This window comes from Candidatus Hydrothermales bacterium, assembly GCA_039630235.1.
Lineage (GTDB): Bacteria > Hydrothermota > Hydrothermia > Hydrothermales > JAJRUZ01 > JBCNVI01.
This window is the reverse complement of the sequence record JBCNVI010000001.1, coordinates 317,509-340,732: the sequence shown is the minus strand read 5'-3', so window position 1 is coordinate 340,732 and position 23,224 is coordinate 317,509. Positions and strand designations below refer to the sequence as shown.

Annotated in this window: 26 protein-coding genes; 21 read left to right on the top strand and 5 right to left on the bottom strand. The window is 31.9% G+C overall.

Annotated features, from left to right (window positions below; translation table 11 throughout):
- Window positions 1-4: 4 nt before the first annotated feature.
- From ABDH49_01610 to ABDH49_01600, 3 genes are read left to right on the top strand one after another with little or no spacing between them, the layout of a single operon-like run.
- Window positions 5-994, top strand: a complete 990-nt coding sequence (locus ABDH49_01610) for a beta-ketoacyl-ACP synthase III (protein ID MEN3045674.1) — start codon at window positions 5-7, stop codon at window positions 992-994.
- Window positions 988-1,887, top strand: coding sequence for an ACP S-malonyltransferase (fabD, locus tag ABDH49_01605; GenBank protein MEN3045673.1), 900 nt, complete (start codon window positions 988-990; stop codon window positions 1,885-1,887). Before ABDH49_01610 ends, fabD begins: the two co-directional genes overlap by 7 nt.
- Window positions 1,877-3,034 (top strand): hemolysin family protein, encoded by a 1,158-nt coding sequence (locus ABDH49_01600; protein MEN3045672.1) that lies wholly within the window; start codon window positions 1,877-1,879, stop codon window positions 3,032-3,034. The genes fabD and ABDH49_01600 overlap by 11 nt, the downstream gene beginning before the upstream one ends.
- Window positions 3,035-3,045: 11 nt before the next feature.
- Here ABDH49_01600 and ABDH49_01595 read toward each other — a convergent pair whose 3' ends face one another.
- Window positions 3,046-4,062 (bottom strand): alcohol dehydrogenase catalytic domain-containing protein, encoded by a 1,017-nt coding sequence (locus tag ABDH49_01595; GenBank protein MEN3045671.1) that lies wholly within the window; start codon window positions 4,060-4,062, stop codon window positions 3,046-3,048.
- Window positions 4,059-4,394 (bottom strand): ATP-binding protein, encoded by a 336-nt coding sequence (locus tag ABDH49_01590; GenBank protein ID MEN3045670.1) that lies wholly within the window; start codon window positions 4,392-4,394, stop codon window positions 4,059-4,061. The genes ABDH49_01595 and ABDH49_01590 overlap by 4 nt, the downstream gene beginning before the upstream one ends.
- 265 nt (window positions 4,395-4,659) lie before the next feature.
- Here ABDH49_01590 and groES point away from each other — a divergent pair, with 265 nt between their 5' ends.
- From groES to kdsA, 4 genes are all read left to right on the top strand, one after another.
- A complete protein-coding gene (gene groES, locus ABDH49_01585) occupies window positions 4,660-4,977 on the top strand; it encodes a co-chaperone GroES (protein ID MEN3045669.1) in 318 nt (105 codons plus the stop codon).
- 14 nt (window positions 4,978-4,991) lie between these two features.
- Window positions 4,992-6,623: a chaperonin GroEL gene (gene groL / locus ABDH49_01580; GenBank protein MEN3045668.1), complete on the top strand. Its 1,632-nt coding sequence runs from the start codon at window positions 4,992-4,994 to the stop codon at window positions 6,621-6,623.
- 91 nt (window positions 6,624-6,714) lie between these two features.
- Window positions 6,715-6,990, top strand: coding sequence for a zinc ribbon domain-containing protein (locus ABDH49_01575; GenBank protein ID MEN3045667.1), 276 nt, complete (start codon window positions 6,715-6,717; stop codon window positions 6,988-6,990).
- A gap of 2 nt (window positions 6,991-6,992) precedes the next feature.
- Window positions 6,993-7,850: a 3-deoxy-8-phosphooctulonate synthase gene (gene kdsA, locus ABDH49_01570; protein MEN3045666.1), complete on the top strand. Its 858-nt coding sequence runs from the start codon at window positions 6,993-6,995 to the stop codon at window positions 7,848-7,850.
- A 4-nt stretch (window positions 7,851-7,854) separates the two neighbouring features.
- Here kdsA and ABDH49_01565 read toward each other — a convergent pair whose 3' ends face one another.
- Window positions 7,855-8,055 carry a DUF2892 domain-containing protein gene (locus tag ABDH49_01565; GenBank protein MEN3045665.1) on the bottom strand — a complete coding sequence of 67 codons (201 nt, stop codon included), beginning with the start codon at window positions 8,053-8,055 and terminating at the stop codon, window positions 7,855-7,857.
- Window positions 8,056-8,156: 101 nt separating this feature from the next.
- On the opposite strand from ABDH49_01565, the gene ABDH49_01560 reads away from it, so the two are divergent.
- The 12 genes from ABDH49_01560 to ABDH49_01505 all read left to right on the top strand — a co-directional run bounded on the left by ABDH49_01560 (window position 8,157) and on the right by ABDH49_01505 (window position 16,501).
- Window positions 8,157-9,554 carry a hypothetical protein gene (locus ABDH49_01560; protein MEN3045664.1) on the top strand — a complete coding sequence of 466 codons (1,398 nt, stop codon included), beginning with the start codon at window positions 8,157-8,159 and terminating at the stop codon, window positions 9,552-9,554.
- 8 nt (window positions 9,555-9,562) lie between these two features.
- Window positions 9,563-10,318 carry a TatD family hydrolase gene (locus ABDH49_01555; protein MEN3045663.1) on the top strand — a complete coding sequence of 252 codons (756 nt, stop codon included), beginning with the start codon at window positions 9,563-9,565 and terminating at the stop codon, window positions 10,316-10,318.
- Window positions 10,311-11,276 carry a lysylphosphatidylglycerol synthase transmembrane domain-containing protein gene (locus ABDH49_01550; protein MEN3045662.1) on the top strand — a complete coding sequence of 322 codons (966 nt, stop codon included), beginning with the start codon at window positions 10,311-10,313 and terminating at the stop codon, window positions 11,274-11,276. The genes ABDH49_01555 and ABDH49_01550 overlap by 8 nt, the downstream gene beginning before the upstream one ends.
- A gap of 9 nt (window positions 11,277-11,285) precedes the next feature.
- Complete coding sequence (locus ABDH49_01545; protein ID MEN3045661.1) at window positions 11,286-12,242, top strand: polyprenyl synthetase family protein; 957 nt, start codon at window positions 11,286-11,288, stop codon at window positions 12,240-12,242.
- 6 nt (window positions 12,243-12,248) lie between these two features.
- A complete protein-coding gene (locus ABDH49_01540; protein MEN3045660.1) occupies window positions 12,249-12,707 on the top strand; it encodes a PTS sugar transporter subunit IIA in 459 nt (152 codons plus the stop codon).
- The gene (locus ABDH49_01535) at window positions 12,700-13,050 is read left to right on the top strand and encodes a hypothetical protein (GenBank protein ID MEN3045659.1); all 351 of its coding nucleotides are present in this window, start codon (window positions 12,700-12,702) and stop codon (window positions 13,048-13,050) included. Before ABDH49_01540 ends, ABDH49_01535 begins: the two co-directional genes overlap by 8 nt.
- Window position 13,051: 1 nt before the next feature.
- Window positions 13,052-13,357 carry a DUF3467 domain-containing protein gene (locus ABDH49_01530; protein MEN3045658.1) on the top strand — a complete coding sequence of 102 codons (306 nt, stop codon included), beginning with the start codon at window positions 13,052-13,054 and terminating at the stop codon, window positions 13,355-13,357.
- A gap of 48 nt (window positions 13,358-13,405) precedes the next feature.
- Window positions 13,406-13,954 carry a DUF177 domain-containing protein gene (locus ABDH49_01525; GenBank protein MEN3045657.1) on the top strand — a complete coding sequence of 183 codons (549 nt, stop codon included), beginning with the start codon at window positions 13,406-13,408 and terminating at the stop codon, window positions 13,952-13,954.
- A gap of 10 nt (window positions 13,955-13,964) precedes the next feature.
- A complete protein-coding gene (gene rpmF / locus ABDH49_01520; protein ID MEN3045656.1) occupies window positions 13,965-14,159 on the top strand; it encodes a 50S ribosomal protein L32 in 195 nt (64 codons plus the stop codon).
- Window positions 14,160-15,170, top strand: coding sequence for a phosphate acyltransferase PlsX (plsX, locus tag ABDH49_01515; protein ID MEN3045655.1), 1,011 nt, complete (start codon window positions 14,160-14,162; stop codon window positions 15,168-15,170).
- Between the two features lie 45 nt (window positions 15,171-15,215).
- The gene (locus ABDH49_01510) at window positions 15,216-15,512 is read left to right on the top strand and encodes a hypothetical protein (GenBank protein MEN3045654.1); all 297 of its coding nucleotides are present in this window, start codon (window positions 15,216-15,218) and stop codon (window positions 15,510-15,512) included.
- A gap of 266 nt (window positions 15,513-15,778) precedes the next feature.
- Entirely contained in the window at window positions 15,779-16,501 is a 723-nt protein-coding gene (locus ABDH49_01505; protein ID MEN3045653.1) for an integrin alpha, read from the top strand.
- Window positions 16,502-16,747: 246 nt separating this feature from the next.
- Here the strand turns inward: ABDH49_01505 and ABDH49_01500 are convergent, their stop codons facing one another.
- Entirely contained in the window at window positions 16,748-18,061 is a 1,314-nt protein-coding gene (locus tag ABDH49_01500) for a tripartite tricarboxylate transporter permease (GenBank protein ID MEN3045652.1), read from the bottom strand.
- Complete coding sequence (locus ABDH49_01495; protein MEN3045651.1) at window positions 18,058-19,389, bottom strand: OB-fold nucleic acid binding domain-containing protein; 1,332 nt, start codon at window positions 19,387-19,389, stop codon at window positions 18,058-18,060. Before ABDH49_01495 ends, ABDH49_01500 begins: the two co-directional genes overlap by 4 nt.
- A gap of 68 nt (window positions 19,390-19,457) precedes the next feature.
- On the opposite strand from ABDH49_01495, the gene ABDH49_01490 reads away from it, so the two are divergent.
- Together ABDH49_01490 and ABDH49_01485 are read left to right on the top strand one after the other, a co-directional pair.
- Window positions 19,458-20,039: an NAD(P)H-dependent oxidoreductase gene (locus ABDH49_01490; protein ID MEN3045650.1), complete on the top strand. Its 582-nt coding sequence runs from the start codon at window positions 19,458-19,460 to the stop codon at window positions 20,037-20,039.
- A gap of 8 nt (window positions 20,040-20,047) precedes the next feature.
- Window positions 20,048-23,224: an AAA family ATPase gene (locus ABDH49_01485; GenBank protein MEN3045649.1), complete on the top strand. Its 3,177-nt coding sequence runs from the start codon at window positions 20,048-20,050 to the stop codon at window positions 23,222-23,224.

Sequence of the window (23,224 nt, the reverse complement as noted above, 5' to 3'; positions counted from 1 at the left end):
ATATATAATTAAAACTATGGCAAGTGAAATTATCTCTGTAGCCCACCATGTGCCAAAAAACATCTTATCTAATTTTGACCTTGAAAAAATTGTTGAAACCTCCGATGAATGGATAACCGAAAGAACAGGAATAAAAGAAAGAAGAATAGCAGAACCAGGTATTGCAACAAGCGACCTTGCCAAAGAAGCAGCTCTTCTTGCCCTTAAAAGAGCTAACTTGTCCCCAGATGATATAGACGTTATAATTGTCTCAACTGCAACCCCCGACACTTACGTAGTATCAACTGCCTGCCACACCCAAGATAAAATAGGAGCAAAAAGAGCCTTCGCCTTTGATATATGGGCCGCCTGTCCGGGATTTATATACGGCCTAAAAATTACAAAGAGTCTTATTAATAGTGGAGAAGCAAAGATTATCCTATTAATCGGCGCTGAAACACTCTCAAGATTTCTTGATTGGGAAGATAGAACAACCTGTGTCCTTTTCGGTGACGGAGCAGGCGCTGTTATAGTCGGAAATTCAAAAGATGACGAAAAAATCATAGATGTCTATCTTGGATCCGATGGTTCCCTAAAAGATCTTCTAATTATGCCCGCAGGTGGAGCACTAAAACCCTTTTCCCCTGAAGTTTACTATAAAAGAGAATGCTTCATAAAAATGAAAGGTAGAGAAGTGTTTAAAAACGCTGTTTTAAAAATGGAAGAGGCCGTAGACATAATTTTAAGTAGAAATAACATTAAACCTGAAGAGATCGATTTTTTTGTACCTCACCAAGCTAACATTAGAATTATAGAAGCTCTAAGAGAAAGATTAAAATTACCTAATCATAAAGTTTATGTTAATATTGAAAAATACGGGAATACCTCAGCAGCATCAATTCCTATAGCCTTATCAGAGATGGAAGAAAAGGGCCTTTTAAAAAGAGGTCATCTCCTTTTACTTGTAAGCTTTGGAGCCGGGTTTACCTGGGGATCAGCACTTATCAGATGGTAAAGTCAATCTTTTTTACAGGTCAAGGTTCTCAGTTTGTTTCAATGGGACTTGATCTCTATAAGAAAAGTAGTACTTTTAAAAATATAGTTGATAGGGCAGAGGAAATCCTTGAAATGCCTCTTAAAAAACTTATGTTTGAGGGGCCTGAAGAAGAGCTAACACTTACAAAAAACGCCCAGCCCGCAATTTTAACTGTTGGAATCGGAAAATTTGAAGTATATAAGGAGAAAAATGGTTTAGAAGGTATAGAGTATGCTTTGGGACACTCCCTTGGAGAATTTGGAGCTCTCTATGCTTCAGAAGTTCTAAGCTTTGAAAGTGTTCTGAGATTAGTTAAAATGAGAGGTTTACTTATGAATCAAGCAGGTGAAAAGACAAAAGGAACAATGGCAGTAGCTCTTGGTATGGGAAAAGAAGAAACTCAAGAAATAATAAATGAAATCAAAGATGAAAACCTTGTTATTGCAAATTATAATACGCAAGAACAGTACATTGTTTCAGGACCAGTTGAAAGTATCGAAAAATTTATAGAACTTTCAAAAAAAAGAGGTTATAAAAAAGTTATAAAGCTTAATGTTTCAGCTGCTTTTCACTCACCCTTGATGAAAGAGGCTGCTATAGAGTTCGAAAAATACATAGATAAAGAAGAGTTCAAAAAACCTATCTTAAAAGTAATTCAAAATTGCACAGGAAAAGCTCACGATGACCCACTAGAGATCAAAGAAAATTTAAAAAAACAAATTTTATCTCCTGTTTTATTTATTGATTCTGTCTTATGTTTAATAAACTCAGGAGCAAAAAGTGGAGTAGAGTTTGGTCCTAAGCCTATTTTAAAAGGATTAGTTTCAAGAATAGATAGTAGTTTTTCTATAGAATTTTTTGATGGAACTTAGTTTTACCCTAATTATTACTTTTTTAATCTCTCTTTCTTTTTTATGTTCAGGTTTTGAGACCGCCTTTGTCTCACTTGATATTGACAAAATCTTTATGGCTTCTTCTAAGTATGCAAGAAAAGTTTTACTAAGAAAACCTAGAGAAATATTAAATACTATTTTACTTGTTAATAACCTGGTAAATGCTTCTATTGCAATACTTTTTACTAGTTTTTTCACAAAAACCTCTCCGTTATGGAAGGCTGTTTTCTCTGGAACTTTCTGGTCCTTTTTTCTTATTATAATAGTTGGAGAATTTCTACCCAAATACGCTGCCTCAAAGTTTCCCTTCCAATTTATAAAATATGGACATCATATCATATTTTTTTTCTATTTCATTTTTTCTCCCTTTATAAACACACTTACAAAAATTTATCATAAGCTTTTAAAAGTTGAGTCAGAATCAAAAAGGGATGAGCTTTTATGGCTTATTTTAGAGAAGGAAAGGATGGGAATAATTCCTCCTGAAATAGCAAGAGCTTTAAAATCTTCTCTTTACTTTAGCGAAAAAGAAGTTGTGGAAGTCTTAAAACCACGAACCGAACTTGTAGCAATAAACATAGATGATCCCCTTGAATACTCAAAAAAACTCTGCTCAAATTTAGAATACAACAAAATTCCAGTGTTTAAAGATAAACTAGATAATATAATTGGTTATATTCAAAAAGAGGATATAAAAGATTGCCAAGATGTAAATGATTTGTCCTCTAAAATTAGAAAAATTCTTTTCTTTACTGAAAATACTAAACTTGAAAGAGCAGTTAGAGAGATGAAAAATAGTAATATTCCTATTGCTATTGTTGTAGATGAGCACGGAAATATAAAAGGCTTTTTTACAATAGAGGATGTTGTCTCTGAGTTAATTGGAGAATTTTATGAATTTGAAAAAGATCTTATAGTAGATGGAAAAACAAGAATTGATGACTTAAAAGAGCTGTATGGAATTATTTTTCCAAAGGGTCGTTATGAAACTCTAGCCGGATTTTTAATAGAACTTAAGGGTGACCTTCCAAAAGAAAACGAAGTTCTTGAATTTAATGATTACAAATTTCAAGTAATATCTAGAGATCAAAAAAGTATAAAAAAGATTCGAATTTCCCTTAAGTAATTAAATTAAATTTAATCAATTTTTAATACAACCTTACCGAAAACCCTTCTTTCCTCTAAAAGTATATGGGCTTCTTTTACCTTTTCAAGTGGCAAAACGCAATTGATAACAGGTCTTATTTTTCCCATATTTACCAGTTTTAAACCCTCAAGAAGGTGTTTTCTTGCCCCCATAGTTGAACCTATTAAACTTATCTGCTTAAAAAAAATGTATCTAAGGTCAAAAGTAGCATCAAAGCCTGATGTGGCTCCACAAGTTACTATTTTTCCACCCCACTTTAAAACCCTTAATAGGCTGGGTAAAAATTCCTTCCCAACATGATCAAATATAACATCAATTTTTCTCCCCCTTAGTTTCTTTTCCCAGTCTTTTTCTGAGTATTTAATTATCTCATCTGCTCCAAGCTCTTTGGCTTTTTTTAACTTATCATCACTACTTGAACCTGCTATTACATAGCAATTCAAAGCTTTTAATATTTGTATAAGCATCACACTGACCCCACTTCCAGCTGCCATAACTAAAGAGGTTTGAAAAGGTTTAATTTTACTTTTTTTTACCATTTGCATGGCAGTTAAAAGGGTAAGAGGTAAACTTGCTGCCTCTTCAAAGCTAAGATCTGGTGGATAGGGCATTAAAAGTTCCTTTTTAACAACTATATACTCCGCATTTCCTCCCCTTACATTTTCTCCAAGTATTTTATATTCTCTACATAAATTCTCCCTCCCAGAGATACACTCTTCACAATTTCCACAAAAAGTTGCTGGATAAAGAATAACTTTATCATTTTTTTTAAAATGGAAATTTTCATCGCCTATTTCTTCGATAACTCCAGCAATGTCGGATCCTAAAATGTGAGGGAACTGAATTTTAAGATTTGGTAATCCCTTTCTTACCCATATATCAAGATGATTCAAAGCGCAGGCTTTAATTCTAACTTTTACCTCTCCTTCCTTAATTTCAGGTTCATTAATTTCACCAACTCTTATGACTTCAGGTCCACCGTGACTTTCTATATAGGCCGCTCTCATTTTATGTTTTTTCTAATTTTATAAACATTCCAAGATCCCTTCGTGCTATACTCTAAAGAGTTTACAATTTTCTTTAATGAGTATAAACCTAACCCCCTTCCCTTTTTTATAACTTTTTCCCAATCAATTTTATTTTCACTATCTAATGGGGGTTTTTCACCCCTATCCATTATTTCAATTTTTACGTGTTTTTTAAACTTCAAAATTTTAATTTTAATTTCTCCCTTGTTACCCTTATAGCCATGTTCCTCTATATTTGAAACCATCTCGTCTATTACATAAACAAGTTGATGGGATAAGGTAGAATCAAAGTTTTTTTTTAAAATCCTCATTATTTTTTCCCTGAATTTGTCCTTTTCCCTTAAAGGTATGGTGATCTGCTCATTGTAAAGGACCTCTCCCCTTAACATTTTAAAATTATAAGTTCTTCATATTGAAAAAAGCCAATTTTAAAAGTATATATATATTTATAAGTTAAGTCAATCGAACGCTATGCGAATATATAACTCTCTATTCTTATCGGGTATTCCCAAATTCAACGGCCTTTTCCTAGACGAGAGGGTTCTAATCCCTTTATTTTCTTTGGAGGTATAAATAATGTCTAAAAAGTCGAAATTTCCCGTTAGACCCCTTGCAGATAGAGTTGTAATTAAAAGAATAGAAGAAGAAGAGGAAAAATCACCTGGTGGTATAATAATACCTGATACAGCTAAGGAAAAGCCCCAAAAAGGAGAAGTTGTAGCAGTTGGACCAGGTAGATTAGATGATAATGGAAATAGAATACCTATGGAAGTAAAAGTAGGAGATAGGGTACTTTTCTCTAAGTATGCAGGCACAGAAGTTAAGATTCAGGGAGAAGAATATTTAATTATGAGAGAAGACGATATACTTGCCATAATCGAAAAGAACGACTAAAAGGAGGATAAAAAATGGCAGCAAAGGATATTCGCTATAACGAAGAGGCAAGAAGAAAACTTTTAAGAGGTGTTGAAATTCTTGCAAAGGCCGTAAAGGTAACTTTAGGACCAAAGGGTAGAAATGTAATCCTCGAGAAAAAGTTCGGATCTCCTCAAGTTACAAAAGATGGTGTAACAGTTGCAAAAGAAATAGAACTAAAAGATCCCTTTGAAAATATTGGAGCTCAGCTTGTAAGAGAGGTGGCATCTAAAACAAGCGATGTTGCTGGAGATGGAACCACAACTGCTACTATTCTTGCAGAATATATTTTTAAAGAAGGCCTAAAGATGATGGCTACAGGTGCAAATCCGATGGAGGTCAGAAAGGGAATTGAAAAGGCTGTTAATACCGTTGTTAACGAGCTTAAAAAACTTTCAAAAGAAGTTAGAGACAGGAGAGAAATTGAACAGGTTGGTACTATTTCAGCTAACAATGATGAGGAGATTGGTAAAACGATAGCTGATGCAATGGAAAAGGTTGGAAAAGATGGAGTTATTACTGTAGAAGAAGCCAAGGGAATTGAAACTTACGTTGAATTTGTTGAAGGTATGCAGTTTGATAGAGGTTACATTTCACCCTATTTTGTCACTAATCCTGATAAGATGGAATGTGTCCTAGAGGATCCCTATATTTTAATTCATGATAAAAAGATTTCATCCTTAAAAGATATTCTGCCAATTTTGGAAAAGGTAGCTCAGAGCGGCAGATCTTTGCTTGTTATAGCTGAAGAGGTTGAAGGAGAAGCCCTTGCAACTTTAGTTGTGAACAAATTAAGAGGCACTCTACTTTCTTGCGCTGTTAAGGCTCCTGGCTATGGTGAAAGAAGAAAGGCAATGCTTGAGGATATTGCTATACTTACAGGTGGTCAAGTGATTTCAGAGGAAAAAGGTCTTAAGCTTGAAAACGCAAGAATAGATGATCTTGGAAGGGCAAAGAAAGTTATAGTTGATAAGGATAACACTACAATAATTGAGGGAGCTGGTAAAAAGGAAGATATCCAAGCAAGGATTAAACAGATTAAGATGCAGATAGAAGAAACTAAGAGCGACTACGACAGAGAAAAACTGCAAGAGAGACTCGCAAAATTAGCAGGTGGTGTAGCAATAATATATGTTGGAGCAGCAACCGAAACTGAAATGAAGGAGAAGAAGGCAAGAGTTGAGGACGCAATGCATGCTACAAAGGCAGCAGTCGAAGAGGGTATTGTACCAGGCGGAGGTGTTGCCTATCTGAGATGTATTCCAGCTTTAGAAAAACTTGAGGCAACTGTTGAGGGAGATCAAAAGCTTGGAGTTCAAATTGTTAAAAGAGCTTTGAGAGAGCCTGCAAGATGGATTGCTGAAAATGCAGGTTACGAGGGAACACTTATTGTGGAGGAGATTCTAAGAAGAGGTGGTAATATAGGAATGGATGCAAGAGATGGACAATTCAAGGACATGTATGAGGCTGGTATAATTGATCCAACTAAAGTAACAAGAATTGCTCTCCAAAATGCAGCTTCTGTAGCAGCTCTGCTTTTAACAACTGAAGCTCTTGTTACAGAGGTAAAAGAAGAAAAGAAAGAGTCTTCTTTACCTCATACCCCACCGGTTGACGAATACTAATAATAGGGTATCGAGGGGGTAGGGGGAACATAAAGCTCCCTATCCCCCTTTTTAAGTAGGATGAAGATTGAAAACAAAAAGGAGGGTTAAAATGCCAATTTTTGAATTTATGTGTGAAAGATGTAATAACGTTTTTGAGGAGCTTGTTTTACCATATGAGGCTGAGCCTGATAGCTGTCCTCGATGTGGTGAAAAAAGCATAAGAAAGCTCTGGAGAGGTAGTGTAGGACTTGTTTTTAAAGGTTCTGGATTCTACGTTACCGATTATGCAAAAAATAAAAAAAGAGAGAATAGGGAAAAAGAAGAGAGTAAAGGAAAAAAAGAGGGTAATAACTCCTGTTGTTCAACCTGTTCCTGTTCAATTTAAAGATGTCTAAAAAAAATAAAGTTAAAGTTGGAGAAATTGAGTTTGGTAAAGATGAATTTATATTTATTGGTGGTCCCTGTGTAATTGAGGACGAAAGCTCAACTTTAAAAGTTGCTGAAAAGATAAAAAAGTTAGCAGATGAGTTAAACATTCATTTTATTTTTAAATCTTCTTACTTAAAAGATAATCGCTCCAGTGAACTTTCTTATCAGGGGCCTGGTCTTGAAAAAGGCTTAAAAATTTTAGAAAGAGTTAAGAAAGAAGTTGGTGTCCCAGTTCTTTCTGACGTACATACTCCCCAAGAGGTAGATATGGTAAAGGAGGTGCTTGATATCTTACAGCTTCCCGCTTTTCTTTGTATGCAAACCTCTTTAACTTTGGCTTTAGCTAGAACAGGTAAGCCCATAAATATAAAAAAGGGACAATTTATAGCTCCTCAAGATGTTAAAAAGATTATTAATAAGATAAAAAGACAGGGCAATAGTAATATCTTAATAACTGAAAGAGGTACTTTTTTTGGTTATCACAATCTAATAGTGGATTTTCGTTCATTTAAAATTATAAGTGAAAATGGTTTTCCAGTAGTGTTTGATGCTGGGCACTCAGTTAGGAACTACGGTATTCCTTCTGAAGATCCAAGAGGAGGAGACAGGTCTTTTATTCCCTTACTTATAAAGGCAGCTCTTGCAACCGGATATGTTGATGCTTTGTTTTTAGAGGTTCATGAAGATCCAGAAAATGCAAAGTGTGATGCCTCGACTCAGTGGCCATTAAAAAATCTAAGAAACTTACTTAAAGTAGCTATAGAATTCTTCAAAAAAGGAAAAGAAAGTTTAAAAGAAAATTCCTTTGATATCTAAAACCCTATTTCTTTTTGCTTTTATTTATCCTGCATGTTGATATTTTAAAGGGAAAGTAAAGAGGGCAAAATCCGATAATTCCAGTTATAAGAGGGATAAGACCTAATAGTCCCCATAAACTCTTATAAAAAAGTCCAATAAGCAATATTACTATTCCTAAAATTATTCTTATCCATCTGTCAATCGTTCCTACGTTTCTCTTCATCTTCTTACTTCATTTCAAAAAGGATTGGAACCTTTTGATTATAAAATGATACTACATTAGATTTCTTTTTTCAAGCTTTTGTCTCTATAATTTTTTAATTTATGGAATGCATTTTTAAAAAAAGTTATGAAGCGGAAAAAGATTTAAAATATCTTTTAGAAATTTTTAGAAAAAAATTAAACGTAAATTTTCTGGGAGTTAATGTTTTTGATCTTTTATATTATTCTCTTGCCTGGAGAATCTTCCCACTTATAAGAGATGAGATTTTTTACAGTAAAGTGAAAGACAAAAATATAAGGGATATTTTTGATAAAGTTAAAAAAAGAGAAAAATTACTTAAGTATAAACTCATTCTAAAAATTATAAGAAATCTGATACTTTTTGCCATCTTTTTATTTCTTAGAAAAAGAAAGTCTTCAAAAATTTTGAGCTTAGTTTACTTAAAGGATTTTGATTTTGTTTACTTTACAAGTTCATTTGGCCTCTTTTTGAAAAACAGAGAATCTTTTTATTTCCCAAAATACATTTTCTTTTTGAAGAATTCTTATAGTATTTACTTAGATTCAAGAAAAATATGCAAAAAACTTTTTTACAACTTACCTAAAAAAATAAGGCAAAAATACTACGGAATTTTAAGTTATTATCTTTTTTACAGAATTCCCTTCCTTTTTTCATATTTCAACTTTTTTAAAAAAGAGTTTAAAAGATATGAGTATTTTTTGACCTCTGAAGAAGTAAGCAAGTTAATGGTAATTTTCAGATCAATTTTTAAAAAATTTTACTGTTTTCAGCACGGTCATGTATGGACAAAGGGATCGATTCCTATGGGTGATCTTGGTTTTTTCCCAATTAGAAGTGATAAGGTTTTTCTTTGGGGTGAAGAGTTTAAAAAAATATTCTTAGAAAGAGATGTAGATGAAAAAAAACTTGATGTAGTAGGTTCAATATTACATGTAAAAGTTTTTAAGAAAAAGAAAGAATTTGAAAGTGAAAGTGGTAGAGTTCTTTTTATAACTCAGCAGTTTGTAGGTGTGGAAGATGAACTTATATATCTTTTCTCAAGATTTTTAGAGGGTTTTAAATTAGCTTGCAAAAAAAGAGAAGATCTTAAGCTTATTTTAAAGGCACGAAAACGCGAAGATTTAAAAGTATATAAAATTCTTTTAAAAAAGTTTAATATAGAAAATTTTAAAATTTTGACTGAAAATCTAATAGAAGAAATTCAAAAGGCTGAATCAGTTTTTTCTATTTATTCAAGCGCCCTTTATGAAGCTATTCTATTTAACAGACATATTTTCTGTGTTTTTCCAGAAAACTGTATCCCCTTTTTCCCATATAAGTTTTTTGGTATTCCTTACTCCGATAATCCCGAAAAAATCGGTAATTTTATCATTTCTCCATTTAGCTTTAATTTTGATATCTCTCAATTTAAAAATTACATCATTAATGTTGATGATCCCGAAATAGTCTATGTGAAAATAAAAAGATACATAACGTAAAATAATTTATGTTCTTTGATACTCATGCTCACTTAAATGATGATGCTTTCTTAGAAGATCTTGAATTAGTTATAGAAAGGTCTTTTAAAAATAAAGTTGAAGGAATACTTGTAGTTGGTTATGATGTTAAGTCTTCTGAAAAAGCTATTGAAATCTCTCGTAAATTTAAGGGAAAAATCTTTGCAGCCTGTGCTATCCATCCCCATGATGCTCAAAATTTTGAAAGTGACTTTAAAATTATAGAAGAATTATCAAAAGAAGAGGAAGTTGTTGCAATAGGAGAAACAGGACTTGATTTTTATAGAAATTTTTCTTCAAGGGAAGCTCAGATTGCCTCTTTTGAGGCCTTTATTGACCTTGCCATCAGAAGAAATTTACCACTGATTTTTCATGTTAGAAAAGCCTTTCCAGAAGTTTTTAAAATCTTAGAAAAATATAAGAATTTAAGAGGAGTTTTTCATTCCTTTTCAGGTGGAATAAATGAGCTAAAAAGAGCTATAGAGCTAAATTTCTATGTTTCCTTTTCTGGTTCAATTACTTACGGTTCTAAAAAACTCGAGTTGAGCTTAAAGAACATCCCACTAAATAGGCTGTTGTTTGAAACCGATTGTCCTTATCTTATTCCCAGACCTTTAAAAGGTAGAAATGAGCCCTCTAACCTTCTTTATATCTTAAATTTTGCATCCTCCATCTTAAATATTTCTGCTGAAGAGTTGGGTAAAATATCTACTGAGAATGCCCTAAGACTTTTTAACCTTGAATAAAAAGTTTTTAATTTTACTTAAGATTTTCTTCACAATTTTTTTACTTGGGGTAATTTTTTATAGGATTGACATTAATGAGCTTTTGAAATTATATAAAAGGATCAATTTTAAGTATTTAGTTCCAGCAATTTTAGCTTATTATTTTGCTTTTTTATTTTTATCTTTAAGGTGGAAATTTTTACTTCTGGAACATTCAAGTAAAGTGAGACTTTCTGAAATATTTAAGGTTTATTTACTCGGGATGCTTATAAATACAGTTTCACCAAGTACATTAGGAGTTGATGTTTTAAGGGGTTATTTGATAGAAAAAAAGATAAAGTCTGGAAAATCCTTTGCCTTTGCCTCTGTTTTAATTGACAGAATTGTTGGGCTTTTTGGTATTTTTTCCTTTGCTCCTTTTGGTCTTCTTTTTATAAAGGGAATCCCCAATTCACATATTCTTCTACTTTTTTGTATCTTTATATCCTTTTCTATAATTTCTCTGCTTTTTGTAACTCAATCTCACTTTTTTGAAGTAAACTTTAAAAAGCTTATTAAAAGTGTACCCCTTTTGGGAATAAATAAAAAAATAGAAAACTTTTATAACTCTTATAAAACTTATTCAAAGTATAAAAAACTTTTGTTTTTCTCTTTTATTTTAACCATTTTTTTGCAAGTCTTTTTTTCAATTCAGGCGTACTATTGTGCAAGAACCCTATCTTTTAACATTTCTCCCTTTGTATTTATTTTTATAATTCCTCTAATAAATGCCTTGAACCTTATTCCTCTTACAATTTCAGGATTAGGAGTAAGAGAAGCAGGTTTTTATATCCTTTTCAGTAAGTATTTTTCACCGGAATCTTCTGTCTCCATTTCTCTTCTTTATTTTCTTTCAGGAGTTATAGCAAACTTACCTTTTGGTATATATCTCTTTAAATCACCATTTAAAAGTGAAAAAAGACCAAAAAATTATTTATAATTAACTTTAATGGACATAAAAGAATTATATGAACCTGTAAAGGAGGGGTTAGAGAGAGTTAATTTAAAAATAAGGGAAATTTTTAAGGAGAGTTATTTACCTAAAGTTGATGAGAGGCTTTTAGAGGGGAAAAGATTAAGACCTTTACTTGTCTTGTATTCTTCTTTAGCTTTTAAAGAATTAAGTGAAGAGAAGGTGAATGTGGCTTGTGCTGTTGAACTTATTCATTTTGCATCTTTGATTCATGATGATGTTGTAGACGGGGCTAAAGAAAGAAGAAAAACTTTTACCCTTAACTACCACTATGGCAATCGTATTGCAGTACTATTAGGAGATTTTGTTTTTTCAAAAGCAATAGAATTTTTAAGTAAAGTAAAAAATCCGTATCTTTTTGAGATTCTCTCAAGAACTTCTATAGAGATGTGTGAGGGTGAAATAATCGATGAATTTCTTGAAAGGGAGAAAAGGTTTGATTTAGAAGAATACTTAACTCTAATTGAAAAAAAAACTGCCTCACTTTTTTCAGCATGCTGTGAGATGGGTGCCCTATTATCAGGAAGCTTAGACCTAATAAGTATGAGAAACTTCGGCTTAAAATTTGGTGTTATATTTCAAATTCTTGATGATCTCTATGACTTTTATAATGAAGGAGAAGATATAAAAAGGAGTAAGATAACTCTTCCCCACATTTTATATAAAGATTTGATAAAAGAAAGATTCCCAAGATTTTTTAAAGAAAATAATGTAAGTTTAAGTAGAAAGGTAAGAGTTTTTCTAATTAAAAATGGTGCTTTAGAGAAGTGTTATAATTTTATAGACACGTATTTCAATGAGTTAAAAGATATTACTACAAGATTTGATAAAATAATTCGGGATTACTTATACTCTTTTGTAGAGTACTTAGAAAAAAATAGGATAAATTTATTTGAGGAGAAAAAAATGGGTTCAATCCCAAAAATTTTTTAAGGGGGAATGATATCTAAACTATTAAAGCCCGAGTATGTTATACTTGATCTTAAGGGTAAGACAAAGAGTGAGGTTTTAAAAGAGATGATAAATGTTTTACCAATAAGTGAAGAGAAGAAAAAAAGTGTATATGAGTCAGTTTTAAAAAGAGAAGAAATAGGATCAACAGGAATCGGTAAAGGCATAGCAATTCCCCATTCAAGAAGTGTTACCCTTGATGACGTTTATTTAGTTGTTGGTATAAGTAAAAAGGGAGTAGAATTTGATGCTATAGATGGCAAACCTGTTCATTTAATTTTTCTCTTGTGTGCCACACCAATAGATCCTGATTCAAGGTATTTAATAACACTTGGAAAGATTGCACATCTTGCACGTATTCTCTCAAAGGATAAAAGTTATTTAAATTTTGAAAATGAGAAAAAATTTATTAACTATATAAAAGAACTGGAGTCTAAAGGTGGCTAAAGAAAAAATAAACAATATTATCAATATTTTAATAGCAATTAACGACTTAGATTCACAGCTTTCACTTCTTGAAAATCCCTATTATAAGGAAATTGGCTTTGAAATAAATGAAAAGAAAATAGAAAAGTTAAAGGAAGTTAGAGAAAAAGAGATAGAGAAGTTACCCCTTGAAATTAGAGATGAATACGAGATGTTACTTAAAAGATATGGTAGAGGAGTTGCACCTCTTATTGAGGGTACTTGTCTCAACTGTTTTGCTGTTCTTCCCACATCTCTTCTTACTGTAGAGGGTAAAGATCTAATTAGATGCCCCAATTGCTCAGTTTTTCTTTATAAGGTTTAAAATGGAAGAGAAAGATTTTGTTTCTCAACCACCTATTCAAATAGAGCTTCCTGAGAAGGAAGCAGAAGGAATATACTCAAATTTTGTTATGATTATTCATTCTCCATCTGAATTTATTCTTGATTTTGCAAAAATAATGCCAGGTATTCCAAAAGCAAAAGTTCAAGCCAGAATAATTATGACTCCTCCTCATGCCAAATTATTACTAAAAGCTCTTTCTGACAATATTGAAAAATTTGAGCAAAAATTTGGAGAAATAAAAATTCATGAACAAGAAGTGAAAAAAATAGGCTTTACTCCAAGATAAAAATAGCTTTTCCTTGAATTTTAAACAAATATATATTATTATTAAAAGATGAAAGTTTTCTTAAAAGAACTAAAAGAGGGAAAAACACCATTTTCCTATGAACTAAGGGGAAATGAGAGCGAGAAATTATTTGAAGATTCTGAGATAAAAAAGGTCCATTTAAACGTGTCGGGTTGGATTCAGAGAAAGGGACTAGAGTATGTTTTTTATATATCTGTTGATGGAGAGGGGTTGTTAGCATGTTCTCGCTGTCTAAGTGAATTTAAATTTCCAATTAAGGAAAATTTTACGTATAATATTCTTATCGGGAAAGATCCATCTTTATTAAAAAGAGATTATAATTTTACAGATCAAGATGTTTCAACAATTTATGTTGAAGATTACGAACTTGATACTATGCCATTATTAAAAGAGATGGTGCTTCTTTCTTTACCGCTTAAACCTTTGTGCTCTGAGGACTGTAAAGGTCTATGTCCTATATGTGGTGTTGATAGAAATAAAAAAGACTGTGGACACAAAGTTGGTGGAACTCGTTCACCCTTTTCAGTATTACTTGAAGAGTTTAAAAATAAGGGTTCAAGTCCTAAAGTAGAATAAAAGATAGAAAATGCCTGTTCCTAAAAGAAGGCACTCACGGGCAAGAGGAAGAAAAAGAAGAACTCATTATAAAATTAGGCTAATGGGCCTATCAATATGTCCTAACTGCGGGGAATCAAAACTTCCTCACAGGGTTTGCCCTCACTGTGGATACTACAAGGGAAGACCCATCATTCATATAGAGGAAAAAGTAAAAAAAGCATAAATGAGAATAGTTCTTGATTTACTTGGTACTGATAAAGCCCCTTATCCTGAGCTTAAAGGGGCTCAGTTATTTTTAAAGGAGAATCCAAATTGTTTTTTATATCTAGTTGGTACAAAAGATTTAAAGGGTGAAGTAAAGCCAAGTGATAAAGTAAAGTTTATCGAAGCAGAAGATAGAGTTTTCTCGGATGAAAAGCCCTCTGATGTTTTAAAAACTAAAAAAAATTCAACAATCGCTATAGGACTTAATCTTTTAAAAGAAGGGAAAGCTGATGTATTTTTCAGTGCTGGGAATACAGGAGCTGTACTTGCCTATTCAATAAAAATTTTAGGAAGACTTAAGGGTGTAAAAAGGCCCGCCATATGTGCTCTTTTTCCTACTGAAAAAAACTATTGTGCAGTATTAGATGTTGGTGCAAATGCCGATTCAAAACCCATTTTTCTTTATCAGTTTGGTGTAATGGGAAAAATTTTTGTTGAGGAAGTAATGGGGATAAAAAATCCAAGAGTTGCTCTTCTTTCAATTGGAGAAGAGAGAACAAAGGGAAATGAACTTATAATGAAAGCAAAGGAAATTTTTGAAAGAGATAAAAATTTAAATTTTATAGGTTTTATTGAAGGAAATGAAATTTTAAGAGGTAAGGCAGATGTAGTTGTTACAGATGGTTTTACAGGAAATTCCCTCTTAAAGTTTGGTGAAGGACTTGTAGAATTTACATATGATTTCTTTTCTGGTTACATAAAAAAGTCGATTAAAAATCAAATTGGCTTTTATTTGATGAAAAATGTTTTTAAGTCCTTTTTAAAGAAGTTAAGCTATGAAGAGTTAGGGGGAGCACCCTTACTTGGGATAAATGGTTCTGTTTTTATAGGTCATGGAAGAAGTTCAGAGATTGCAATCAAAAATGCTTTAAAGTCTGCCTTAAAGTATAGTGATTTAAGTGTTGGTTTAAAAATTGAAAAATCTTTAATTGAATATGAAGATGTAAATTTAGAAACTCATAAGTTTTAGATAATCAAATATAGGTCAATTCCTAATATTAAAACAAAAAATTTTATGAATCGTTATTATACTCTAACTTTTTTATGGGTTCTATTCAGTACTCAGGAGGGTATAAAAATTAAAAATATTACTTCTAATTCTGAAATAAATTCTGATTGGCTCGCCAAAGCAATTGAATACATAAAGAAAGATGAATATAGACCCAACTATCTTGATATGTGTAATGGTGTTATTTATAAGGAAAAGAGGTTGCATGTTTGGAACAGAGAAAATGAATTTCATGCTTTTTTTGATGCTGATAAAATAGAAATGCTTTCGAGAAAGATATCAGAAAATAAGAGGTATCCTTAGAACATAAAGGTTATACTTTCAAATGAAGATAAACCAGAATTAAAAGATGATAAAATAAGATATAAAAATTTAGAGATTGAAAATACCGAGGAAGGCTTAATTATTTATTCTAAATGGATAAATTTTTCTCCCTCTGATTTAACGGTTTATGGAACTAATTGGAAAGCAAAAATAGAGTATGAGAATCTGACAAAGGAAGTAGAGGAGAAAGAGATTGTATTTACCTTTGATGGTGAGAAACTTTTGAAGTTTGATTTGATAATGGTTTGATTAAGATAAACGCTTTTAACAAAAAAGAAACAAGATACGAAGTCATAGGCGAAAAAGGTTTATCTCCAAATCCTAACCGGACATCTGGCCCAACTGACCAAGGATACGCCTACTTTGGTAATTCAGTTTCAACAGCAGGTGATGTTAATGGTGATTGCTACTCTGATGTAATAATAGGTGCTTATGGTTTTGATAGTCAGCAAGTTGATGAAGGACGAGCATACCTGTATTATGGAGGTGAAGGTGATGGGCTTCATCTTATTCCTATGCAGGCTAATCAACCGGGTGCAAGAGTTGAACTACTCGGTACATCTAACTACAATGGTATTAGGCTCAAACTAAGAGGCAGAAGTATATTAGGCAGGGCAAAAGTGAGACTTGGAGCAGAAATAAAGGAATTTGGTGTTCCCTTTAACGGCACAAACACTTATTTGACAAGCTTTTATGATACAGGAGTAGAAGGAGCAGATATAAACTACCTATTCAGTGGTTTAGAGCAAAATAGGGCTTATCATTGGCGAGCAAGAATAGTATACCATCCTGTTTATTATCATGCAGGGTTAAAAGCAACAAGATGGGTAACAATTTTTGGTAAACAGTCAAGTGGTTGGAATGAGCAGCATTTTAAAACAGGAGCCTTGACAGGTATCTCTGAAGATATGGTAAAAGACACAACTTATAAGTCCCCGCCAATTTTAGAGTGTAAACCTAAGGTATAATCAATATAACTTATTCAGTTCCTAAAAGAGGGAGGGTAAGCCTAATACTTTATGATGTCTCAGGAAAAGTTATAAAGATTCTTTTAAATGAAGAGAAAAAAGAGGGGATACATAAATTGGAAACAAAGCTCAATTTACCCTCTGGTGTATACTTCCTTTCACTTGAAACTGCTGAGATTAAAAAAATAATAAAGTTTGTAGTACAGAAGTGATGAATAAAGTAATTTTTTGAAATTTAATTTTTAATTAGAATCCCATTAATTTAGCAAAACTTTCAGCAAAGGAGCTCATCTGAATTGTAAGTGGTAAAATAAGAGCTCCCAAACAGTTAAGTCTTCTTGTACCAAAAAGAGGTGGCAAAAGTCCTACAGCACTTGAAACAAATAAAATCAAAAGACCTTCAAAACCTGTCATCAAAAAAGTAAGAATTATAACAAAAATTAAAATTATTATTGAGAGATTTTTATAGGGGATTCTATGTATGTTTTTTGCTATTATAATTGAAATTTTTATAGTAAAATAAAAGGCTATAAAGGAACTTATAAGTAGATTTCCTATTATCAAAAAGTATTCCGAGAAGGTTTGAGGAGTATAAATTATATTAAGCATCCAGGCTGCCCCCCCTCTTTTTATATGAAGGTAGGGAACAAAAAATAATAAAAAACCTCCAACATAATATAAAAATCTATTTGCTCCCTGTCCAATTAAAAAAATATCATCACCTCTTTGTGCAGTGGCATGACCTGCAAGAAAAGCACCTATGCCACCAGTTATAACAGGAAAAAAAGCTGCAATTCCACCACCTAAGGATCCTGCAAAAATTCCCCTTAAAATTCGTGGATAATTTGTTATAACTTTGTTTTCAGTATCCTGAATTGGTATTATAGGTCTTGAAACTATATTCATTGTTAACCAAGGAACAGCAAATAGACCCAGGAAAAGTGGCATAAGATTTTGAAAGGATGTTTCAGGACTCATTAATCCCCCCCTTAAAACTATATACCCAAGAATACCTGATAGAACAAAAACTAAGATTCCTATTATTAGAGAACCCCAAGCCTCTTTTAATCTTCCAAGGGGCGTTTTTGGTCTATCAGTAGTTCGTGGCCACTCCGAGAGTATCATAAATGCTCCTATTGAAGCAATTATCCAGGCCATATGGGGAGTTAGTAAATCCCTTAAAGGAGGTAAGATAAAAGGTAAAAAGGCTGTTGAAATTAAAACTATAAAGGCTGCACCTATAGATCCAATTGTAGATAATAAGACAGCTTCATGAGCTCTTCCGTAAAGTAAGAATTTTTGCGCTGGTAATAGATAAAAAAGAGTAGAATCATCATTAGTTGAAAAGTAAACAGCAGGTATAATCCCTGTAAATGCATAACCAACAATGGCACCTATAAAAAAATAGGGTAAAAGGTTTAAAGGTAAAATATAAAATTCACTTTCAATAAGGATAACTAGTGCCAAAATGTTATAAATATGAAGTGCCGGTATCCACGAAAATAAAATACCAACAATTGTCCCAATAAGAGAAACAAGTAAACAGAGAAGTATATTCATTTTATGGGAATAATATCATAGTGAACTCTTGGAATAATTTCTTTCTTGCCCCTAAATTCCTTTAGTTCACCTATTACTCTTATGCTATCGCCTTCACCAAAAGTTCCTTTAACTTTATCCCAAATATCTTTCCATATCCAAACTATAAGTTCGCCTGTTTCATCCTTTATGATCACTCTTGTTCCTTTCTCAAATTCTTTAATTTCCTCTACTTTTCCCTCAGTTTTTAGGAATTCCCCAATATTTCTGTTTAGTATATCAGAGATCTTTGTAACCTTTTCCGGATATGAGATTACTCTTAAACTACTTACATTTTTTTCCTTTTTGCCTTTGTATTCTCTCTCATAAACTTCAAATTCTATCATAGATCCAGTGAGAATTTTAATTATTTCATTCTTGTACTTTTTTTCAAGAAGAGATTTCCATAAAAGCACTTCCTCAATCCCTTCTTCTGTTTTTATTTTTAATTTTATACTCTTTTTAAAAGTTGAGCCTTCTAAAACTTCACCCTTAATCTTTGTAGTTTCTCTTTTTTTACTAATTTTTATCTCTTCTTTTCCGATAACTAAAATCTCATCTACGTAGTGAGGTATTATCTCAAGGTTATCCTTATATACAAAAACAGCCCCCCTAACTTTAATTTTTGTTCCCCTTTCAAGTCCGAGAATTTTTTCTTTTTCTTTATAATAGTTAGGAATAAAAACAGTTATGAAAGAACCCAAATCACCTATTCTAATACCTATCGATTTATTTTTATATTCATTTACAGAGTATATAGTTCCTTCGGTTTCAACTCTCTTTCCTATCAGTGTATCTGTTATTTCTTTAATTTTAACATTAATATGTTTTGGAATCTTGATTTTTAAATCTTCACTTTTTTCTATAGTTATTAAGAAGTTTTCTTTTATATAGAGAGTGCCTTTTAAAGAAACTGAATCTCCTATTGTGGGATACATATTTTTGTCAATAATTTCTTTTGCTACGTTTTTGAAAGCTCTTACTTTAATGTTTCCTGTGCCATCGTCGAGCCAAAAAGAAAGATAACCTCCTTTTTCCTCATCATAATAAGGAGAAGACTTTACTACTCCTTGCATTTTTACCTTTGCAAAGTTCATAGTTGGTTTTAAGTCTATAACTTTTACTAAGGGGGCCTCCTGGGTTCTTGCGGATATGAATAAAAAGAAAACACCTGAAATAGCCACTATTAAGCTAGTCCATTTTAAAAATTCAATTCCAATAGGTTTTAACTGTTCCTCGCCGCAATAGGGGCATCTATCTTTTGCCCCTACGTATCTTCCACAGTTAAAACATATAGTTCTTTCCTCCATTTTCCTCCCTCACTTTTAAAATAATTATAAAATTTGAAAGAATTATTTTTAAAATCTTAAAATGATTAATGCTAATTCTTGGAATCTCGGGATCCCCAATAAAAGGAGGGAAAGTAACAATTCTTTTAAATACTGTTCTTGAAAAAGCAAGAGAACTAGGGGCAGAGACAGAAATGATTTTTCTTGTTGACCAGAATGTACCGTACTGTTTAGGTTGTTATTCAAAAGATAAGTCACTCTGTAATCCACAAGTTTTTAAAGAGGTGTTACCTCAAGTTTACGAAAAAATTATCAAGGCTGATGGGATTGTTTTTGGTACTCCAGTCTACTGGTTTGGTCCTTCAGGTCTTATGAAGAATTTTTTAGATCTATTAACAGCTTTGGATAATGTGGAACCACTTCTTGCGGGTAAAGTAGTTTCCTGCGTTATTTCATGTGAGGAAAATGGTGCTATAAGTACAGCCTCATCTATACTTATTCCCTTAAATTTTATGGGAGCAATAATTCCACCTTATTCTATTACCTATGCTGTAGGTCCTATTGAGAAAAATGTAGATACGTTATATGAGTGTGACAGAATAGCAAAGAATATGGTTGAGATAATAAAAAGAATAGGAAATTTAAAAGGGGAGTTTTGGTCTAAGCCTTAAATTTAGGTATGAAAGTAAAAAGTATAATACTAAATGGTTTTAAATCATTTGAAAAAGCAGAAATAGTTTTATCTGATAAAATTTCTCTTATAGTTGGTCCAAATGGTTGTGGAAAATCTAACATTTTTGAAGCTGTTAGGTTTGTTCTTGGAGAAAATAGATTAAATAAATTAAGAGTTAAGGAGCTTAAAGAACTTATCTTTTGGGGGACAAAGGAAAAAAGGGCAGCACCCTTTGCAGAGGTCTCAATTTGGTTTCAAAACGAAAGTAAAATCACAAAGTTCACAAGAAGAGTATATAGAGATAATTCTCAGGAGTTTCTTATAGATGATAATAATGTTTCAGAAAGAAGTTATAAAGAAGAAATAGAAAAATTTTTTGGAAAAAAAAGCTATGCTCAGTTTCAGTGGGAAGATGTGGAAGAACTTATAAGAAAACCAAAGGAAAGAATCAAAGAGATGATTTTTGAAGCTTGTGAACTTTATGACTTTGATCATAAAAAAAAGGTTATCGAAAAAAGATTAGAAAAAACCGAGAGAGATTTAAAGGCCTTTGAAATAGTCTTAAAAGATAAGGAACAGAGAATGAGAGACTTAGAAGAAGAGATGAAAAGAGCACAAAGATATAGAATTTTAAACGAGATCTTAAAAGAAAAGAGAAATTTGGTTTTAAAGGCTGAGTACTCAAAGTTAATTAGAGATAAAAGTAAAAAAGAAAAAGAATTAAAAGAAAGCGAGGAATTTTTTAAAAATCTTGAAAGTGAGGTTTATGTCTTAAAAGAAAATATTAAAAAAATTATTGAGGAAAAAGAGTATTTTCTAAAAGAGTTAGAAAACTTAAGAAAAGAAAGAGAACCGCTTTTAGCTCAAAAAGAAAGGCTTTTAACAGAGTTAAATCGTAAGTACGGTGAGTTATCAACTCTTAAAGATAGAGAAATCTTTGTGGGCTCTTTAATAGAGGAAAATAAAGAAAAGCTAGTGAATTTAAAAAAGAGTTTAAAAGACTTAGAGTTATATTCAGCCTTTAACAGAGATGAAGTTGAGAAAGTTAAAAAAGAGTTGGAAAAAATCGCTAAAACTGTTCGAGAAAATGAAAAATATCTTACAAGGTGTAAACTGAGACAAGAGGAGATAGATATTAAAATTAAAAGTATACAGGACAGAAATAGGGAGTTATTAAAAAATATAGAAGAGATTGAAAATAACAGAAAATCAAGGGAGAGGGAAATTGAAGAACTTAAGCTTGAAATAGAGAAATTTAAGAGCTTGCTCAGTGAATTAGAGAGCAAATCAAATTATTTATCTCTTGAAGAAAAAAATAAGAGAGAAAATTTATTCAGATTAGAGAGGGAGATAAATAAATTAGAGGGAGAATTAATTAAATTAAAGTCTATTTTAAAGATTGATGAGGATACAATCCCAGAACTTGAGTTTCTATATAGCTACTTAGACTTTTCTAAGAATGTAGATTATTTCATCGCAATTGAAGATATTCTTGATGCAAAAGTTCTAAATAATTATGAGTTAGATGCTAAAATTCAAGAGTTTCTTGATAAGGGGGGAAAAGTTATACTAGAGAGAGAAAAATATGAGGGCTCCTCAATTTCAGGGTTTAAAAGCACTGAAGGCATCGGAAATATAATCAAAGAAAGATTTAGTAGATTGAAGATTTTTGATAATAAAGAAAAAGCCTTAGTTTCTTGGAAAAAAAATGAATGTGATTACGCTGTTTCAAGGGATGGACATTTGATAACAAGAGACGGCGTACTAAAAAAAATCGTCTCTAATAAGATTGAATATAGTAAAAGAGTAGAAGAACTAGAAAATATATTTTCTGTAATGAGACAAGATTTAAATTCAATAAAAGATGAGTTTGCAAAGGTAAAAAGGGAGTTGGATGAAGTCATAAGTAATAGAGAAAAAGTTAGAAGTAAAATTCAAAAATTAAATTTAGATTATGAGAAAATTAAGTCCAACTTAAATTTGATGGATTTAAAGCTAAATAGTTTAAAGGATGAGTATGAAAAAAACGTTCGAAACCTGAGGGATTTAGAAAAAGAACAAGAGGAGACTAATATAGAAGTAACAAAAAGAGAAGGGGAGTTAAAAGAATTAAAAAATTTAGAAAAAAGAAAGTTGAAAGAATACGAATTGCTAAGGGCAGCTGAAGAAAAATATAAAGAATATGAGAGTCTTAAAGAAAAAATTAAATTTTATGAGAGTAGTTTACTTGAAAGAGAAAAAGAATTGGAAGAAATAAAAAGAAAAATTAATGATACTGAGCGTGATATTAGGGACTTTGAGGACAAAAGAGAGGCTCTTGAAAAAGTCCTCTACGACTTAGGAGAGAAAATCTCTCGGGTTGAATCTAAATTGAAAGAGATCGACAAAGAATTAGAGGAGAAAAAAAGTTCCTTAAATATCAAAGAAAAAAATCTTGAACGAATGTTAGAAAGAATATTAAAGTTAAGACAGGACATTCACGAGATAGAAAAGAGCCTAGAGCTCTATCCAGTTGGAATAGAGTTTATCTCTGAAAATATTTCCGTAAGAAAATTAAAGGAGGAGATTAGTGAAATTGAAAGAGAAATAGATAGAATGCATGATGTCAACTTGTTAGCAGAGAAAGAGTTCAAAGTTTTAGAGAGTGAATATTACGAGAAGATAAAGGCTTATAGAGATCTTGAAGAAAGCGTTGCTAAATTAAGAAATTCACTATTTTTAATGGAAAGGGAAGCAAGGGAAAAATACCTTGAGTTTTTGAATCTTTTAAAAGAGGAACTCAAAGTTATTTCAGCAATTTTGCTCGGTGGAGACATAAAAATAGAGCCACACGATGAGAAAAATCTTCTTGAGTCCGAACTTTTAATTGAGGTTTCACCGAGTGGGAAAAAGATAAGATCTATTTTATTACTTTCTGGAGGAGAAAGAAGTTTATTTGCTTTAACCTTTCTTTTTGCTCTTGCGAAGCTTTCACCTTCTCCCTTTTTTGCATTAGATGAAATTGATGCCTCTCTTGACGACTCAAATACTCTGAGATTAACTAGCTACATCGAAAAATTATCCGAGAAATCACAACTTTTAATCATAACACATAACAAAAGAACTATGGAAGTAAAAGGTAGAGTCTACGGAATAACTATGGATAGAGGTGTTTCACAAGTATATGGTGTCCAATTTGACTAA

What these genes read in the sequence shown, in the direction of transcription:
- fabD (MEN3045673.1), top strand. Translation starts at nt 988, where the DNA reads ATGGTAAAGTCAATCTTTTTTACAGGTCAAGGTTCTCAGTTTGTTTCA.
- ABDH49_01600 (MEN3045672.1), top strand. Translation starts at nt 1,877, where the DNA reads ATGGAACTTAGTTTTACCCTAATTATTACTTTTTTAATCTCTCTTTCT.
- ABDH49_01595 (MEN3045671.1), bottom strand. Translation starts at nt 4,062, where the DNA reads ATGAGAGCGGCCTATATAGAAAGTCACGGTGGACCTGAAGTCATAAGA.
- ABDH49_01590 (MEN3045670.1), bottom strand. Translation starts at nt 4,394, where the DNA reads ATGAGGATTTTAAAAAAAAACTTTGATTCTACCTTATCCCATCAACTT.
- groES (MEN3045669.1), top strand. Translation starts at nt 4,660, where the DNA reads ATGTCTAAAAAGTCGAAATTTCCCGTTAGACCCCTTGCAGATAGAGTT.
- groL (MEN3045668.1), top strand. Translation starts at nt 4,992, where the DNA reads ATGGCAGCAAAGGATATTCGCTATAACGAAGAGGCAAGAAGAAAACTT.
- ABDH49_01575 (MEN3045667.1), top strand. Translation starts at nt 6,715, where the DNA reads ATGCCAATTTTTGAATTTATGTGTGAAAGATGTAATAACGTTTTTGAG.
- kdsA (MEN3045666.1), top strand. Translation starts at nt 6,993, where the DNA reads ATGTCTAAAAAAAATAAAGTTAAAGTTGGAGAAATTGAGTTTGGTAAA.
- ABDH49_01565 (MEN3045665.1), bottom strand. Translation starts at nt 8,055, where the DNA reads ATGAAGAGAAACGTAGGAACGATTGACAGATGGATAAGAATAATTTTA.
- ABDH49_01560 (MEN3045664.1), top strand. Translation starts at nt 8,157, where the DNA reads ATGGAATGCATTTTTAAAAAAAGTTATGAAGCGGAAAAAGATTTAAAA.
- ABDH49_01555 (MEN3045663.1), top strand. Translation starts at nt 9,563, where the DNA reads ATGTTCTTTGATACTCATGCTCACTTAAATGATGATGCTTTCTTAGAA.
- ABDH49_01545 (MEN3045661.1), top strand. Translation starts at nt 11,286, where the DNA reads ATGGACATAAAAGAATTATATGAACCTGTAAAGGAGGGGTTAGAGAGA.
- ABDH49_01540 (MEN3045660.1), top strand. Translation starts at nt 12,249, where the DNA reads ATGATATCTAAACTATTAAAGCCCGAGTATGTTATACTTGATCTTAAG.
- ABDH49_01530 (MEN3045658.1), top strand. Translation starts at nt 13,052, where the DNA reads ATGGAAGAGAAAGATTTTGTTTCTCAACCACCTATTCAAATAGAGCTT.
- ABDH49_01525 (MEN3045657.1), top strand. Translation starts at nt 13,406, where the DNA reads ATGAAAGTTTTCTTAAAAGAACTAAAAGAGGGAAAAACACCATTTTCC.
- rpmF (MEN3045656.1), top strand. Translation starts at nt 13,965, where the DNA reads ATGCCTGTTCCTAAAAGAAGGCACTCACGGGCAAGAGGAAGAAAAAGA.
- plsX (MEN3045655.1), top strand. Translation starts at nt 14,160, where the DNA reads ATGAGAATAGTTCTTGATTTACTTGGTACTGATAAAGCCCCTTATCCT.
- ABDH49_01510 (MEN3045654.1), top strand. Translation starts at nt 15,216, where the DNA reads ATGAATCGTTATTATACTCTAACTTTTTTATGGGTTCTATTCAGTACT.
- ABDH49_01500 (MEN3045652.1), bottom strand. Translation starts at nt 18,061, where the DNA reads ATGAATATACTTCTCTGTTTACTTGTTTCTCTTATTGGGACAATTGTT.
- ABDH49_01495 (MEN3045651.1), bottom strand. Translation starts at nt 19,389, where the DNA reads ATGGAGGAAAGAACTATATGTTTTAACTGTGGAAGATACGTAGGGGCA.
- ABDH49_01490 (MEN3045650.1), top strand. Translation starts at nt 19,458, where the DNA reads ATGCTAATTCTTGGAATCTCGGGATCCCCAATAAAAGGAGGGAAAGTA.
- ABDH49_01485 (MEN3045649.1), top strand. Translation starts at nt 20,048, where the DNA reads ATGAAAGTAAAAAGTATAATACTAAATGGTTTTAAATCATTTGAAAAA.